This is a genomic window from Pelagovum sp. HNIBRBA483, from assembly GCF_040931995.1.
In the GTDB taxonomy this organism is placed as follows: domain Bacteria; phylum Pseudomonadota; class Alphaproteobacteria; order Rhodobacterales; family Rhodobacteraceae; genus JAEPMR01.
Genome location: NZ_CP162412.1, coordinates 2,638,667 through 2,651,967, shown reverse-complemented (window position 1 = coordinate 2,651,967; position 13,301 = coordinate 2,638,667). Strand labels below are relative to the sequence as shown.

The following is a 13,301-nucleotide window of genomic DNA, read 5'->3' as shown; positions in this document are numbered from 1 at the left end:
GGAGAGCGTCATGAATAGCGAAACACGGGCAAACCTGATCAAACAGGGCGCCATCTGGGCCTTTATCGTGGTGGAGCTGATCTTCTTCTCCGTCGCGGGTGAATTCCTCTCCCTGTCGGAAAAGGCGTTCATGGATTTCGATAACATGCTGCTTCTTCTCAAGCAGTCCGCACCCATCGGGATCATTGCTGTCGGGATGACCATCATCATGGTCAACGGCAACATCGACCTGAGCGTCGGCGCGACGTTTGCAATCTCCGCCATCGTCCTGCTGGATTCCATGACATGGCCGATCTTCGCCGGCCTCGGTGATGGCGTCATCTTCGTTGGCTGGGCGCTGGCGCTGCTGACGGGCATCGCTTTGGGGGCAATCAACGGCTTCATCGTCTGGAAAACCGGCGTTGACGCCTTCATCGTCACGTTGGGCTCAATGCTCGGCTTCCGTGGTCTTGTGTTCATGTACAATGGCGAACAGCCGACCTCCCACCTGAACTGGACCCTCGTGGACTTTGCCGAAGCGCAATTCCTAGGTCTGCACACGGCGACTTGGTTCCTCGGCGCAGTTGTTTTGGTCTTCTGGTTCGTGATGAACAAGACGGTGCATGGCCGGAACGCCTACGCCATTGGCAACAACCGCGAAGCCGCCGTTAATGCCGGTATCCGCGTCGGGCCGCACTTCCTGATCAACTTCATGATCATCGGTTTCCTTGCGGCGCTGAGCGCGGTGGTTTTCTACTCCGAATCCGGCTCGGTAAACCCCAACGACGGCATGCTCTATGAGCTGTGGGCGATCACCGCGGTCGTTCTGGGCGGCACCAAGCTGACTGGCGGCTATGGATCGATCATATCGACCTTGGGCGGTGTGATTGCCATTCAGCTTCTGCGCAAGGGGCTGGGCCATATCGGTGCCGATACCGAAACGGTGAACCTTGTGATTGGTCTGATCCTGATCGCGGTACTGTTCCTTGATCGTCAGTTGAACGCGAAAGGCAAAGAGGAGTTGAAGACATGAGCGATACGAAACCAGCTCTCCGCCTCGAAAATATCGTCAAAGCCTTTCCCGGTGTGAAGGCGCTCGACGGCGTCTCTTTCGAAGTCATTCCCGGCGAGGTTCATGCCCTTATGGGTGAAAATGGCGCCGGTAAATCGACCCTGATGAAAGTCTTGGGCGGCATCTACCAACCGAACGAAGGCACCATCTACATCGAAGAGCAGGAAACGGTGATGCACTCGCCGCTTCATGCCAAGAGCAAGGGCGTGGTCTTTATTCACCAAGAACTTTCGCTGGCTGACGAACTGACAGTCGCCGAAAACATCTTCCTGGGTGAATTGCCGCGCAAATCCTTTGGCCGTGTCGATTGGGACGCGCTTTACAAGGAAACGGATGCGATCCTCGGCAAGCTGAACGTGAGCTTCAATGGTAAAACGCGTGTTGGCGATCTCTCTATCGCCAATCAGCAGATGGTCGAAATCGCGCGCGCGCTGACCGTTGATGCAAAAGCCGTGATCTTTGATGAGCCGACGGCCTCGCTGACCGATGCGGAGAAGGTCGTGCTCTTCGACGTGATCGAAGACCTGCAAGAGCAGGGCGTGGGCATCATCTACATCTCCCACCGTATGGAAGAGATCTTCAAAATCTCGGACCGCATCAGCGTTCTGCGCGATGGTCAGTATCGCGGCACCTTGTTTACCAAGGACACCAACGAGGATGAAGTCACCAAGCTGATGATCGGGCGCAGCCTTGATCTGACGCGCAATGTCCAAGCGCCTGAACTGGGTGAAGTGGCGCTTGAAGTCTGTGGCCTTTCCTGCGGCAATCTCTACAAAGACGTGAGCTTCAAGGTCCATCGTGGCGAGGTCGTCGGCTTTTACGGCCTTGTTGGCGCCGGCCGGACAGAGATCGCAGAGACGATCTTTGGCCTGCGTGACGCAGATGCAGGCAGCATTATGCTCGGCGACCAAGAGGTTAAGATTACCTCTCCTGTTGATGCGATCCGCCACGGCATTTCGCTCGTGCCCGAGGACCGCAAAGGCCAAGGCCTCGTTCTTGGTATGAACTGCCGCGATAACATGACCCTCCCGCAGGTCGATGACCTTACGGCAGGGCCATTCGTATCAGATGGCGCCGAAATTGCGATCTACGACCAGTACCGCGACCGGCTCGATATCCGTTCCCCAAGCTGGCGGCAGACTGTCGGCAACCTGTCGGGCGGTAACCAGCAGAAGATCGTGATCGGCAAGTGGCTCTCGATGAAGCCCAACGTGCTTATCGTGGATGAACCGACCCGCGGTATTGACGTGGGTAGCAAATCCGAGATCCACAACCTGATCCGTGAACTGGCAAAGCAGGGCTACGCCGTCATCGTGATCAGCTCGGAAATGCCCGAAGTGCTGCACGTCTCCGACCGGATCGTTGCCATGTATCACGGGCAGGTCATGCGCGAGTTCACGGCAGAGGAAGTGACCGAGGACTCGCTCGTTCAGGCCATCTCGGGGATCGTACCAAGCAAGGTGGCCTAAATGCGTATTGGCTTTGCCGGACTGGGCCGCATGGGGCGGCATATGGCAGCCAATATCGCGTCGGCGGGCTTTGACCTCACGGTCTGGAACCGTACCGAAGAAAAAGCGGCGCAGCTGGCCATAGAGCTCGGCTGCGCCCATGCTCAGACCCCCAAAGAATTAGCCGAGGCAAGCGATGTCGTTGTGACCATGCTGGCCGATGATCCGTCGTCGGAGGCCGTTCACATCGGGCCGGATGGCCTCTTTGCGGCGGGTGGCCCGCGCTTATGTATCGAAATGGGCACCATGAGCCCCGATCATATCAACTTACTTATCGCCGCCGCCCCCGAAGGCGTGAGAGTGTTTGACGCTCCGGTCTCCGGCGCGACGCAAGCCGCCGCCGATGGCGCGCTCCTGATTATGGCAGGCTGCACAGATGACGAAGCCGCCCCCCTCGCGGCGCTGTTTGAGGCAATGGGGAAAGGCACGATCTGCCTTGGGGCGCCAGCGGCAGGCGCTGTGATGAAGCTCGCGGTGAATTCGCTCATCCACGGCCTCAACCAGACTTTGGCGGAAACGCTCACACTAGCCGAGGCCGCTGGCATCGAGGCCGCCCGCGCCTTTGACGTGATCGAAAACTCTGCCGCCGCCGCCCCGATGCTGAAATACCGCCGCCCGCTCTACCTTGATGAAGCGGCGCATGACGTGACCTTCACTGTGGCACTTGCGCGCAAGGATATGGAAGTCACCGCTGCCCTCGCGCAGCATTTTGGCGTCGCGATGCCGCAAGGTATGGTCACATTGGACAAGCTCAAAGAAGCCGAGGCCGCAGGCTATGCCGTGCGCGATATGGCTTCGATCCTGAATTTCATGAGGAAGGACACACCATGAAGAAGGCAGCACTTTTCGTCGGCGGCTGGGAAGGCCACACCCCCACAGCATTCAGCGATTGGTACGAAGCGCTCCTGCGCGATAACGGCTTCGAGGTCGATGTCTATGACACGCTGGCGCCGCTGGAGGAGCCCGAGCGCCTTGCCGATCTTGATCTGATCACGCCGATCTGGTCCTCTGCCCGCTCCGGCCATCAGGCCGAGTTTGGCAATATAACCAAGCCTCAGGAGGATGGCCTCCTGCAACTTATTTCCAACGGCTGCGGCATCGCGGGCTGGCACGGCCACATGGGCGATGCATTCCGCGACCGCCCCACCTATCACTTCTTGATTGGCGGGCAGTTCGTCGCGCATCCGCCGGGGTGGCCGGATAACCTCCAGCCGGTCGAGGACTACATCGATTATGACGTGACGGTCACCCGCCCAGCCGATCCGATCATGCAGGGGATCAAGAGCTTCCGCCTGCGGTCAGAGCAATACTACATGCTCGTCGATCCTTCGAACGAAGTGCTCGCCACTACCACTTTCAGCGGTGAGCATCTCTGGTGGATCGAAGGCACAGTGATCCCCGTTGTCTGGAAACGGCGCTGGGATCAGGGGCGCGTGTTCTACTGTTCCATTGGTCACGAGCTGGATGATCTGAAAGTGCCGCAAGTCACTGAAATCATCCGCCGTGGCGCGCTTTGGGCGGCCAAGGCCACTGACTAGGCGAAGGGTATTTTTGTAGGCGCAGCGCACAACCTGTGATAGCGTTTCTGCACGCTATTCTTGCAAGGTATTGATATGCCGGCCCTTATTGCCACGATCCTTGATCGCGCTGAGGCATTTCCCGCCGATGTGCGGCACCTCGAACAGTTCACCCTCGGCCCTGCGGAGCAGGTGGCGACCGATATTGTTCTTGAACCGAATTGGTCGCTCTATTGCCTCGATATCGCGGGTGATCAGGCCGTTTTTGTCGAGCTGCCCAGCCGCGTTAATCTGGCAGAGGCACCCTTCGCCTATGCCGCGCAATTTGCCCATGCGCAGCGCGTCGCGCTGGTGCCGCTGGATGCGTTGCCCACGCTCGCGGCACAGGTGCCTGCACCGCGTAACCTTGTGCTGCTGATGTCGACGGGTCGGTGCGGCTCGACCTTGGCCTCACGCATTTTCGCGCAGATCGACGGCGTCTGGAGCCTCTCGGAGCCTGAGTGGTTCACCAACCTCGCCTTTGCCCGCTTCGATCTGGATGAACAGCGCCTGCAAACCCTGATCGCTGCTTGCGCCCGCCTGACCTGCCGCCCGCCGGAAGGCACAGATCCGCACACAATCGTGCTGAAGCCCCGCAGCGAAATGATGATCCAAGCGCCGTCCTACGTTGCTGCACTCCCCGATGCCCGCGCGGTGTTTCTCTATCGTGACTGCGTTGGCTATGTGAATTCGCTCTATCGCTTCGCACAGCGCCTGCAAGGTGTGAAAGACCCCAAGCGCGGCAGCCCTGACTGGAGCGTCATCTATTACCTCTCGACGATAAACGCGCCCGAGGCAGCGCTTGATCGTTACTTTGCCGCAGATGAAGAGGTCGGCGCGATAGAGCTCATGGCGCTGGGCTGGGCGGTCCGTATGCAAGCCTATCTGGATGCCGCAGCAGGCGGTATGCGCGTGGCACCGCTGCATTACACCGATCTCACGCAGGACAGAGCGGCACAGACCCGCATGCTCCTGCAAAATTGCGGCATTCCCGAGCAACACCTCGCAGCCGCAATGCACGGCTTTGACAAAGATGCCCATGCCGGCAGCGCTGGCGAAAACGCCATCGCCGCGCATCCGCTGACGGAGCCGCCGAAGGCGCGCGTGCGCGAATTGGTCGCCCGTTGGGGGATGTCTGACTATCAAACCACGCGCCTTGCCGCGCTCTAATCAGCGATTGCTTGGCGTCACCGCCGCGACCCGTTAGACAAAGTGAAATGGCACAGGAACGGGAGCGGAACGTATGAGCTATTTGGGATTGGATCTTGGCACCTCCGGCTTGCGGGCGCTCTTGGTGACTGAAGACGGCGCCCCCATCGGTGCCACCGAGCGGCATTATGAGGTCGCCCATCCCCATACCGGCTGGTCAGAGCAAAACCCCGCCGACTGGATCGTCGCCCTTGAAGGGGTGATCGACGAATTGCGCCAGCGCTATCCAGAATTTGCACAGGTCAAAGGCATCGGCGTCGCGGGCCACATGCATGGCGCAACCTTGCTCGATCGCGAAGGCACGGTGCTGCGCCCTTGCATCTTGTGGAACGACACCCGCGCCCATGAAGAGGCCGCTGCGCTTGATGCCACCAATGATGTGCAGGCGCTGTCTGGCAATATTGTCTTTCCCGGTTTCACCGCGCCAAAGCTCCTCTGGGTGCAAAAGAACGAGCCAGAGATCTTCGCCAAAGTGGCAAAGGTACTCCTGCCCGCCGCTTATCTGAATTTCTATCTTTCTGGGCGCTACGTCGCGGATATGTCCGATAGTGCAGGCACCTCATGGCTTGATACCGGCGCCCGTGATTGGTCAGCGCGTCTTTTGGAGGCAGGGCAAATGCGCCGCGACCAGATGCCCGATCTGGTGGAAGGTTCGGCCCCCGCAGGCACCTTGCGCGGCGATCTTGCCAGCCGCTGGGGGCTGTCCGAAGCGGTGACGGTGGCCGGTGGCGCCGGTGACAACGCGGCTGCGGCCTGCGGTATCGGCGCAATGGTCGAGGGGCAGGGCTTTGTCTCGCTCGGCACCTCGGGCGTTTTGCTGGCCGCGCGGGACGGGTACCATCCCGATTCTGCCAGCGTGGTGCACACGTTTTGCCACGCCGTACCGGAACGTTGGTACCAGATGGGCGTGATGCTCTCTGCCACCGATAGCCTCAACTGGCTGGCGCGGATCACGGGCCAAAGCCCCGCCGCGCTGACGGCCTCATTGGGCGATGAGCTGCGCCCGCCGTCCGCTGTGAAATTTCTGCCCTATCTCTCAGGCGAGCGTACCCCGCATAACGATGCTGGTGCGCGCGGCAGCTTTACGGGCCTTTCGGCGGGCACCACGCAGGCCGATATGACGCAAGCGGTGATCGAGGGTGTTTCCTTTGGCCTGCGTGACAACCTCGAAGCCTTGCGCGGCACAGGTGCGCGGCTTGATGCGCTCACGGCAATCGGCGGTGGCACGGCATCGGATTATTGGCTGAAGCTCCTCGCGACGGTGCTGGGCGTGCCGTTGCATTTGCCCAAGGGCGGCGAGTTCGGTGCGGCCCTTGGCGCTGCGCGGCTGGCGCTTGTGGCCGATAGCGGTGCGGCTGTTAATGCGGTCATGACGCCACCCGAAATCGGCAGCGTCATCATGCCGGAGGAGGCATTGCGCCCAGCGTTTGAGGATGCATATGCCGAATTCCGCGCGGCATTTCCGGTGATCCGGTCGATCAGCTAGGCGTTCTCTTCGCTGCGGATGGTCACATCTGCCGGAAGCCGGTTCTCGATCACCCGTTTGGCATTGACCATATCATTGCCCTCGGCTCGCAATTCCGCGGCCTCGGGGGTGTGATCGTGGTCGAGCCAGCGCTGGATGCAACGCTGGCGCAGGGTTTCTTCCGGCACGTCGAGATAGACTGACAAGTCCCAAACCTCTGCCAACTCTGCCCACGGGGCTTCGTTTTGCAGCACATAGTTGCCCTCTACGACCGCAATATCCGTGCTCGCTTCGATCACGCCTGCCCCCGCGATTGCCAGATCGCGACTACGATCGAACATCGGATAGGCAACATCGCCCCCGCGTTTCATCCGGCGCATCAGGGCCACGAAACCGTCGGCGTCGAATGTCTCGGGCGCGCCTTTACGCGCCCGCAATCCGCGGGCATCAAGGATCCCGTTGTCGAGGTGGAAGCCGTCCATCGGCACATAGCGTGCCTGCCGCCCCGCCGCCGAAAGCGCATTCGCGATGAATTCTGCGAGGGTCGATTTCCCGCTAGCGGGCGCGCCCGATACCGCCACCATCAACCGGCCATCAGTGCGCGGCAGGGCGAGGATCTTCTCGATCAGATCGGCAAATTCCGCCGATCTGAACAACTCAGGCTGCAGCATCTTCCGGCTCCTTGGCACCCGTCATCAATGCGACCGCATCCGACATCGAGTGGTTCTTCGGGTCAATGACGCAGAGCCGACGGCCCAGCCGGTGGATGTGTATCCGGTCAGCGACCTCGAACACATGCGGCATGTTATGGCTGATCAGGATGATCGGGATCCCGCGTGAGCGGACATCTTGGATCAGCTCCAGCACGCGGCGGCTTTCCTTGACGCCAAGCGCCGCTGTCGGTTCGTCTAGGATGATCACTTTCGAGCCGAACGCCGCCGCCCGCGCCACGGCAACCCCTTGCCGTTGCCCGCCGGAGAGCGTCTCGACTGCTTGATTGATGTTCTGGATTGTCATCAGTCCCAGCTCCGACAGCTTGTCGCGTGCAATCCGCTCCATTTCCGCACGGTCGAGCATCTTCAGATACTTTCCCATGAAGGATTTTTTGCGAATTTCACGCCCCACGAACATATTGTCGGTAATCGACAGGGCAGGGGACAGCGCGAGCGTTTGGTAGACTGTCTCGATGCCAGAATCGCGTGCTTCGAGGGGCGAATGGAAATTCACCTTCTTGCCCTCGAGGTAGACCTCGCCTTCATCCGGCACGACCGCACCGGAAAGCGCCTTGATCAGCGTGGACTTGCCAGCGCCATTGTCTCCGATGACGGCAAGGATTTCTCCCGGATAAAGCTCGAAATCGCAATGATCGAGCGCCGTGACACGCCCGTAGCGCTTAACGAGGTTGCGGGCTTTGAGGATGGGTTCCGTGCTCATGCCGACACCTTTCTGATCCATTGGTCGATAGCGACCGCGATAATGATGAGCCAGCCGATCGCAAAGACCTGCCACAGCACGTCCACGCCTGCGATCCTCAAGCCGGATTGGAAAACCCCGACGATCAGCGCGCCAAACAACGCGCCCATAATCGAGCCACGGCCGCCAAAGAGCGAAATCCCTCCGATCACCACGGCGGTGATGGATTGCAGGTTGCCCTCATAAAACGACTGAGGTGAAATCGAACCGACCCGCCCGATGGAGGCCCAGCCCGCAATCGCGCAGACCGTTCCAGCCAGTGCGTATACGGACATCAGCGTCCGGTCCGTGCGAATACCGGCAAGTTCGGCGGCTTCCTTGTCGTCGCCAACCGCATAGACATGGCGGCCCCAAGCTGTCTTGTTCAGCATGTACCAGAGCACGACGAACACAAGAACCATCAGCAGCGAACCATAGGTGATACGCGCCGCGCCGAGAGCGAAGGATTGGCCAAAGAATTTGAGCATTGGCGCTTCTGCATCAATGGTCTGGCTGCGGACCGACTGCGCGCCGGAAAGCCACAAGTTGAGCGCGAAGAAAATGGACCACGTTCCGAGCGTCGTAATGAATGGGGGTAGTTTCACCTTCGTGATCAGCAGCCCGTTCATCCAGCCAGCGGCGGCGCCACCAGCAAGCCCGACCAGCACGCCCAGTCCCGTCGGCAGGCCCAGATCAATCGAAACCTTGCCCATGATCACGGACATCAGCACCATGATGGCGGCGACCGATAGGTCGATGCCTGCCGTCAGGATGATCAATGATTGAGCTGCTGCAAGAATGCCAATGATCGAAACCTGCTGCATTATGAGCGAAAGATTGAACGCGGAGAAGAACCGCGAACCGGCGATCAGGCCAAACACGGCAAGGCTCAACGCCAAAACGATGACAGGCACCAGCGTGGGGTTGGAATGCAGGATATGCTGGACCTGCTGAAGAGGCGTTCGCCGATGTTCCTCGAATTCGGCAACCCGCGTGTCACTGCCGGAAAGAACTTTTTCATATTCCTGCCCAGCGGACTTCGATTTGGGTGTATCTGTCATGAAAGTCCCTCCTCGCCTCCAGTCTGTGCGAAGCGAGCTTTTCGGTCAAAGTATTATCGAGAAGAGAAAAGGGGAGGGGCCGCAAAGCCCCTCCCCAAACATGGCAGGGATTAGCCCCAGCACTTCTCCAGGCCTTCGGCGGAGGAGAGCGACGGGATGCCGTCAACCGGTTGATCCGTGATCAACTCGACGCCCGTGTTGTAGAAGTCCAAGCCTTCGGAGTTGGCGGGTTTTTCGCCAGTCTCGGCCCAGTTCTTGATCGCTTCGACGCCGAGCGATGCCATCAGCAGCGGGAACTGCATCGAAGTCGCACCGATCACGCCCTCAGCAACGTTCTGAACGCCCGGGCAGCCGCCATCGACAGACACCAGCAGAACGTCATCCTGACGCCCAAAGGCTTTCAGCGCCTCATAAGCACCAGCCGCAGCAGGCTCGTTGATCGTGTAGACAACGTTGATCTCCGGATCGATCTGGAGAAGGTTCTCCATCGCGGTCCGGCCGCCTTCTTCGTTACCGTTGGTAACGTCATGGCCGACGATGCGCGGATCGTCTTCGTCGCCGATGTCGGTCGGGTCTTTGATGTCGATGCCGAACCCGTGCAGGAAGCCGCCATCGCGGAGATAGTCCACTGATACTTCAGAAGCATTGAGGTCAAGCAGGCCGATTTTTGCGTTGGCTGCATCATCACCCAGCTGAGCCGCTGCCCACTGACCGATCAGAACACCGGCTTGGAAGTTGTCGGTTGCGAAAGTCGCGTCGGCAACATCAGCAGGCTCGAACGGAGTGTCGAGAGCGATGACCAGAGCGCCCGCATCGCGCGCTTGCGTGACAACAGGTGCCAGCGCACGGCTGTCCGAAGGGGTAATCAGGATACCGCTTGCGCCAGCCGCGATGCAGCTCTCCACGGCTGCGACCTGGCTCTCGACGTCACCGTCGATCTTGCCGGCGAAGGTCATCAGGTTGATGCCATGCTCTTCGGCTGCGGCTTCGGCGCCTTCCTTCATCTTGACGAAAAAGGGGTTGGTGTCGGTTTTCGTGATCAGGCACGCGGTCGTAGCGTGGCCTGCGGCGAATGCGCCCCCTGCCGATGCGACAAGAGCGAGCGCGGAGCCTGCGAGTAGTTTTTTCATAATTTCCTCCCAAGAAATCAGGACCATTCGGTCAATACGCCAAAGCGGATATCGCCTTGGAATGCGTGCAAACAAACAGGATTCGCCGACCGCGTCAATAAATAAATAAACTTGCGTTATTAATTGAGGTGTGGATTATTTCTGAAGAGTTCTCCTATAGGGGAGGAGGCGAAAGCGATGGTGAACATGAACGAGGGTTTGGCGGATACGACTGGCGGGCGCAGCGGTCTTGGCTCGAACCAAACGGGCCTGCGTGCCCATAACGAGCGTTTGATCCTGTCACAGATTCGCGATCTGGGATCAGCGGCCAAAGCCGACATTGCGCGGCTCACGGGGCTTTCGGCGCAGACCGCTTCCGTCATCATGCGCGAGCTGGAGAATGACGGCCTTCTGGAGCGTGGCGAGCCGGTTCGGGGGAAGGTCGGTCAACCCTCGATCCCGATGCGGCTTTCCCCAAATGGCGCTTTGTTCTTCGGGCTGAAAGTCGGGCGCCGCAGCGCCGATCTCCTGTTGGTCAATTTCCTTGGCGATGTGTTGGATCGGGTGCATCTGCCCTATGCCTATCCCGAGCCGGACAGCACCATGTCGTTTGTTCTCGACGCCGTGCGCGCGATTTCATCGCGTCTTGATCCTGCCTTGCGCGGCCGTGTCGCCGGCATGGGCATTGCCATCCCCGGCTACCTTTGGGAATGGGCGCGGATCGTTGGTGTCCCCCCCGAGAACATGGCCGAATGGCGCACCCGTGACATTCGCGCCGAACTGGACGCGCTCTTTGATTTTCCCGTTTATCTCCAAAACGATGCATCCTGCGCATGCGGGGCTGAGCAGGTCTTTGGTAAACGCGATTATCCGTCCGAATTTCTTTATTTTTATGTCGGTCACTTCATCGGCGGCGGCATCGTCATTAACCGCAGCCTGTTTACCGGACCGACTGGCAATGCGGGGGCCATCGGCCCAATGCCGATCCCGACGGCAAGTGGCGTGCAGCAGCTTGTCGATATGGCTTCGCTCTCAGGGCTTGAGGCCAAGATCATCGCGGCTGGCGAGGATCCGTCCCCGCTTTGGGTCGATGCCACGGAGTGGTCTGTGTCGTCCGCCCATCTGGACCCATGGCTCGCGGAGGCTGCGCGCGGCTTGGCGCTGGCTATCGGGGCCTCCTGTGCGGTGATTGATTTTGAGGTGGCGGTCATCGACGGCTGGTTGCCGCGCGATGTTCTGGGTGACCTCGTGGCGCGGGTTCAGAAAGAACTCGCAATTGTCGATTGGGCCGGCCTCGTGGTCCCCACTCTGATGGAGGGGACAATCGGGCCGGATGCGCGATCCCTGGGCGCCGCCAGCCTGCCTCTGTCCCAGCGGTTCCTTGCATCCGCCAGCGGCCTCTGAAAACTCCTGAGTGCGGCGCTAATGGGCGCCACCGCTGCGAGGCCCTCTCTGCGAATCCCCTGCGAATTCATGAGCACAATTCCGATAACAAAAGCTTACCTGACAAAAAACACAACTCTAGGTTGTAAATATCCTCTGTTTGGACGACGCCTTTTGGTGATTCCCAATCGTACATTGGATGCAAGCTGAGAAAGAGCCAGTTCTTTTCGGCGGTTGGGAGTGCCGTGACACGCGGCGCAGAAAAGCGAACAGGAGCTTAAGATGATTACCAAACTTATTTCACATGCCAAGGCATATGCGCAAACGTTCCGCCGTGATGAAAGCGGCGCAACCATGGTCGAATATGGCGTGGCGCTGCTTATCGTCTTCACCATCGGCCTCGTCGTTGTCACGACACTCGGCGGTGAAGTGAACAGCATTTTTAACAGTGTCATCACTGCATTTACTGGAACCAGCGCTGGTACCGTAAACTAATTTCCACCCTAATAGGTGTGTGTATGAAAGCCCTTGGCGGGCTCGGCTCGCCAAGCACCAAGCGAGAGGGTCCCAATTGATTTCGTGACCTGTTGTGTTTGTACCCCGTTTTTGCGGGATCCTCTCTCTTGACCTCTGCAATTTTGCGTTGCGCGTAAGTTACCCCCGAGGATGCCCCCATGAACATGATGTCTGTAATGACTGCGATCGTTGGCCTAGGTATCGCCGGAGGATCGGCATATCTCGCGCGCGATTTCGTCGAGACCCAGACAGCGCAACCAGTCGTGGTTGAAGAGCAGCAACTGATTGAAGTCATTGTTGCCTCCCGCGATATCCCGTTCGGTCAACCGATCGAGGCCCATATGCTGACAACGATCGAATGGCCTGCCAATTCGGTCCCCGAAGGCATCTATTCTGATTACGCATCACTTTTGCCACAAGATGGCGGCGAGCCGCGCCGCGCGCGCCGCGCCATATCGCAAGGCGAATTGATCCTTGCTGGTAAGGTTTCCGACTACGGCGAAAAAGTCACCATCGTCCAAACGCTCGGCCCGAACCGCCGCGCGATGGCGATCCGCGTCAGCGCCGAAACAGCAGTTGGCGGCTTTGTGACTCCGGGCGATTATGTGGATATCGTGCTGACGCAAGGTCGCGGCACGGATCTGCGCGCGGTGACGATCATGCAAAATATCCGCGTCATCGGCGTCGACCAGAGATCGGACGAGCAATCCGATACGCCAGAGATCGCCCGCACCGTTACCGTCGATGTCTCGCCCGAACAGAGCCAGACGTTGGCGCTGGCCCAGCAGGCCGGTCGCCTGAGCCTGACGCTTCGCAACTTCAACGACTCTGAAGATGGCCCCCTGCAATCCACCCGCCTCAGCGATGTCTTGCAGGATCTCTCGCCTGTTCCTGATCTCGATCGCCCGCCGACGATCGTGATCCGTCGCGGCACGCAAGTCACCGTTCAGGAAAACAACTGAGGCCGAGTTTGAGAAGGACAGGCGCACAG

At 59.5% G+C, this 13,301-nt stretch carries 13 protein-coding genes; 9 read left to right on the top strand and 4 right to left on the bottom strand.

All coding sequences use genetic code 11. The features are described from left to right. Positions 1 to 10: 10 nt before the first annotated feature. From AB1E42_RS12985 to xylB, 6 genes are all read left to right on the top strand, one after another. A complete protein-coding gene (locus tag AB1E42_RS12985; RefSeq protein ID WP_368344656.1) occupies positions 11 to 1,012 on the top strand; it encodes an ABC transporter permease in 1,002 nt (333 codons plus the stop codon). Further along, on the top strand, positions 1,009 to 2,520 hold the full coding sequence (locus AB1E42_RS12980) for a sugar ABC transporter ATP-binding protein (RefSeq protein WP_368344655.1): 1,512 nt from the start codon (positions 1,009 to 1,011) through the stop codon (positions 2,518 to 2,520). Before AB1E42_RS12985 ends, AB1E42_RS12980 begins: the two co-directional genes overlap by 4 nt. After that, positions 2,521 to 3,390, top strand: coding sequence for an NAD(P)-dependent oxidoreductase (locus tag AB1E42_RS12975; RefSeq protein ID WP_368344654.1), 870 nt, complete (start codon positions 2,521 to 2,523; stop codon positions 3,388 to 3,390). Next, the gene (locus tag AB1E42_RS12970) at positions 3,387 to 4,097 is read left to right on the top strand and encodes a ThuA domain-containing protein (RefSeq protein ID WP_368344653.1); all 711 of its coding nucleotides are present in this window, start codon (positions 3,387 to 3,389) and stop codon (positions 4,095 to 4,097) included. Before AB1E42_RS12975 ends, AB1E42_RS12970 begins: the two co-directional genes overlap by 4 nt. A gap of 75 nt (positions 4,098 to 4,172) precedes the next feature. Further along, positions 4,173 to 5,285: a hypothetical protein gene (locus tag AB1E42_RS12965; protein WP_368344652.1), complete on the top strand. Its 1,113-nt coding sequence runs from the start codon at positions 4,173 to 4,175 to the stop codon at positions 5,283 to 5,285. A gap of 73 nt (positions 5,286 to 5,358) precedes the next feature. After that, positions 5,359 to 6,810, top strand: coding sequence for a xylulokinase (gene xylB / locus AB1E42_RS12960; RefSeq protein WP_368344651.1), 1,452 nt, complete (start codon positions 5,359 to 5,361; stop codon positions 6,808 to 6,810). Here the strand turns inward: xylB and AB1E42_RS12955 are convergent. The 4 genes from AB1E42_RS12955 to AB1E42_RS12940 all read right to left on the bottom strand — a co-directional run bounded on the left by AB1E42_RS12955 (position 6,807) and on the right by AB1E42_RS12940 (position 10,432). After that, entirely contained in the window at positions 6,807 to 7,460 is a 654-nt protein-coding gene (locus AB1E42_RS12955; protein WP_368344650.1) for a nucleoside/nucleotide kinase family protein, read from the bottom strand. The genes xylB and AB1E42_RS12955 overlap by 4 nt on opposite strands. Continuing rightward, positions 7,447 to 8,223, bottom strand: a complete 777-nt coding sequence (locus tag AB1E42_RS12950) for an ATP-binding cassette domain-containing protein (RefSeq protein WP_368344649.1) — start codon at positions 8,221 to 8,223, stop codon at positions 7,447 to 7,449. Before AB1E42_RS12950 ends, AB1E42_RS12955 begins: the two co-directional genes overlap by 14 nt. Then, positions 8,220 to 9,302 carry an ABC transporter permease gene (locus tag AB1E42_RS12945; RefSeq protein ID WP_368344648.1) on the bottom strand — a complete coding sequence of 361 codons (1,083 nt, stop codon included), beginning with the start codon at positions 9,300 to 9,302 and terminating at the stop codon, positions 8,220 to 8,222. Before AB1E42_RS12945 ends, AB1E42_RS12950 begins: the two co-directional genes overlap by 4 nt. Before the next feature lie 110 nt (positions 9,303 to 9,412). Then, a complete protein-coding gene (locus tag AB1E42_RS12940) occupies positions 9,413 to 10,432 on the bottom strand; it encodes a sugar ABC transporter substrate-binding protein (protein ID WP_368344647.1) in 1,020 nt (339 codons plus the stop codon). A gap of 177 nt (positions 10,433 to 10,609) precedes the next feature. Between AB1E42_RS12940 and AB1E42_RS12935 the strand changes: the two genes are divergently transcribed. The 3 genes from AB1E42_RS12935 (at position 10,610) to cpaB (ending at position 13,272) form a co-directional block, all read left to right on the top strand. Further along, on the top strand, positions 10,610 to 11,815 hold the full coding sequence (locus AB1E42_RS12935) for an ROK family protein (RefSeq protein WP_368344646.1): 1,206 nt from the start codon (positions 10,610 to 10,612) through the stop codon (positions 11,813 to 11,815). 261 nt (positions 11,816 to 12,076) lie between these two features. Next, positions 12,077 to 12,289: a Flp family type IVb pilin gene (locus AB1E42_RS12930; protein ID WP_368344645.1), complete on the top strand. Its 213-nt coding sequence runs from the start codon at positions 12,077 to 12,079 to the stop codon at positions 12,287 to 12,289. 179 nt (positions 12,290 to 12,468) lie between these two features. Next, positions 12,469 to 13,272 (top strand): Flp pilus assembly protein CpaB, encoded by an 804-nt coding sequence (cpaB, locus tag AB1E42_RS12925; protein ID WP_368344644.1) that lies wholly within the window; start codon positions 12,469 to 12,471, stop codon positions 13,270 to 13,272. Positions 13,273 to 13,301: the final 29 nt, after the last annotated feature.

Bases quoted from the DNA above. Each gene is read 5' to 3' on its own strand.
- AB1E42_RS12940 (WP_368344647.1), bottom strand. From the start codon at position 10,432: ATGAAAAAACTACTCGCAGGCTCCGCGCTCGCTCTTGTCGCATCGGCA.
- AB1E42_RS12985 (WP_368344656.1), top strand. From the start codon at position 11: ATGAATAGCGAAACACGGGCAAACCTGATCAAACAGGGCGCCATCTGG.
- xylB (WP_368344651.1), top strand. From the start codon at position 5,359: ATGAGCTATTTGGGATTGGATCTTGGCACCTCCGGCTTGCGGGCGCTC.
- cpaB (WP_368344644.1), top strand. From the start codon at position 12,469: ATGAACATGATGTCTGTAATGACTGCGATCGTTGGCCTAGGTATCGCC.
- AB1E42_RS12980 (WP_368344655.1), top strand. From the start codon at position 1,009: ATGAGCGATACGAAACCAGCTCTCCGCCTCGAAAATATCGTCAAAGCC.
- AB1E42_RS12975 (WP_368344654.1), top strand. From the start codon at position 2,521: ATGCGTATTGGCTTTGCCGGACTGGGCCGCATGGGGCGGCATATGGCA.
- AB1E42_RS12965 (WP_368344652.1), top strand. From the start codon at position 4,173: ATGCCGGCCCTTATTGCCACGATCCTTGATCGCGCTGAGGCATTTCCC.
- AB1E42_RS12930 (WP_368344645.1), top strand. From the start codon at position 12,077: ATGATTACCAAACTTATTTCACATGCCAAGGCATATGCGCAAACGTTC.
- AB1E42_RS12955 (WP_368344650.1), bottom strand. From the start codon at position 7,460: ATGCTGCAGCCTGAGTTGTTCAGATCGGCGGAATTTGCCGATCTGATC.
- AB1E42_RS12945 (WP_368344648.1), bottom strand. From the start codon at position 9,302: ATGACAGATACACCCAAATCGAAGTCCGCTGGGCAGGAATATGAAAAA.
- AB1E42_RS12935 (WP_368344646.1), top strand. From the start codon at position 10,610: ATGGTGAACATGAACGAGGGTTTGGCGGATACGACTGGCGGGCGCAGC.
- AB1E42_RS12950 (WP_368344649.1), bottom strand. From the start codon at position 8,223: ATGAGCACGGAACCCATCCTCAAAGCCCGCAACCTCGTTAAGCGCTAC.
- AB1E42_RS12970 (WP_368344653.1), top strand. From the start codon at position 3,387: ATGAAGAAGGCAGCACTTTTCGTCGGCGGCTGGGAAGGCCACACCCCC.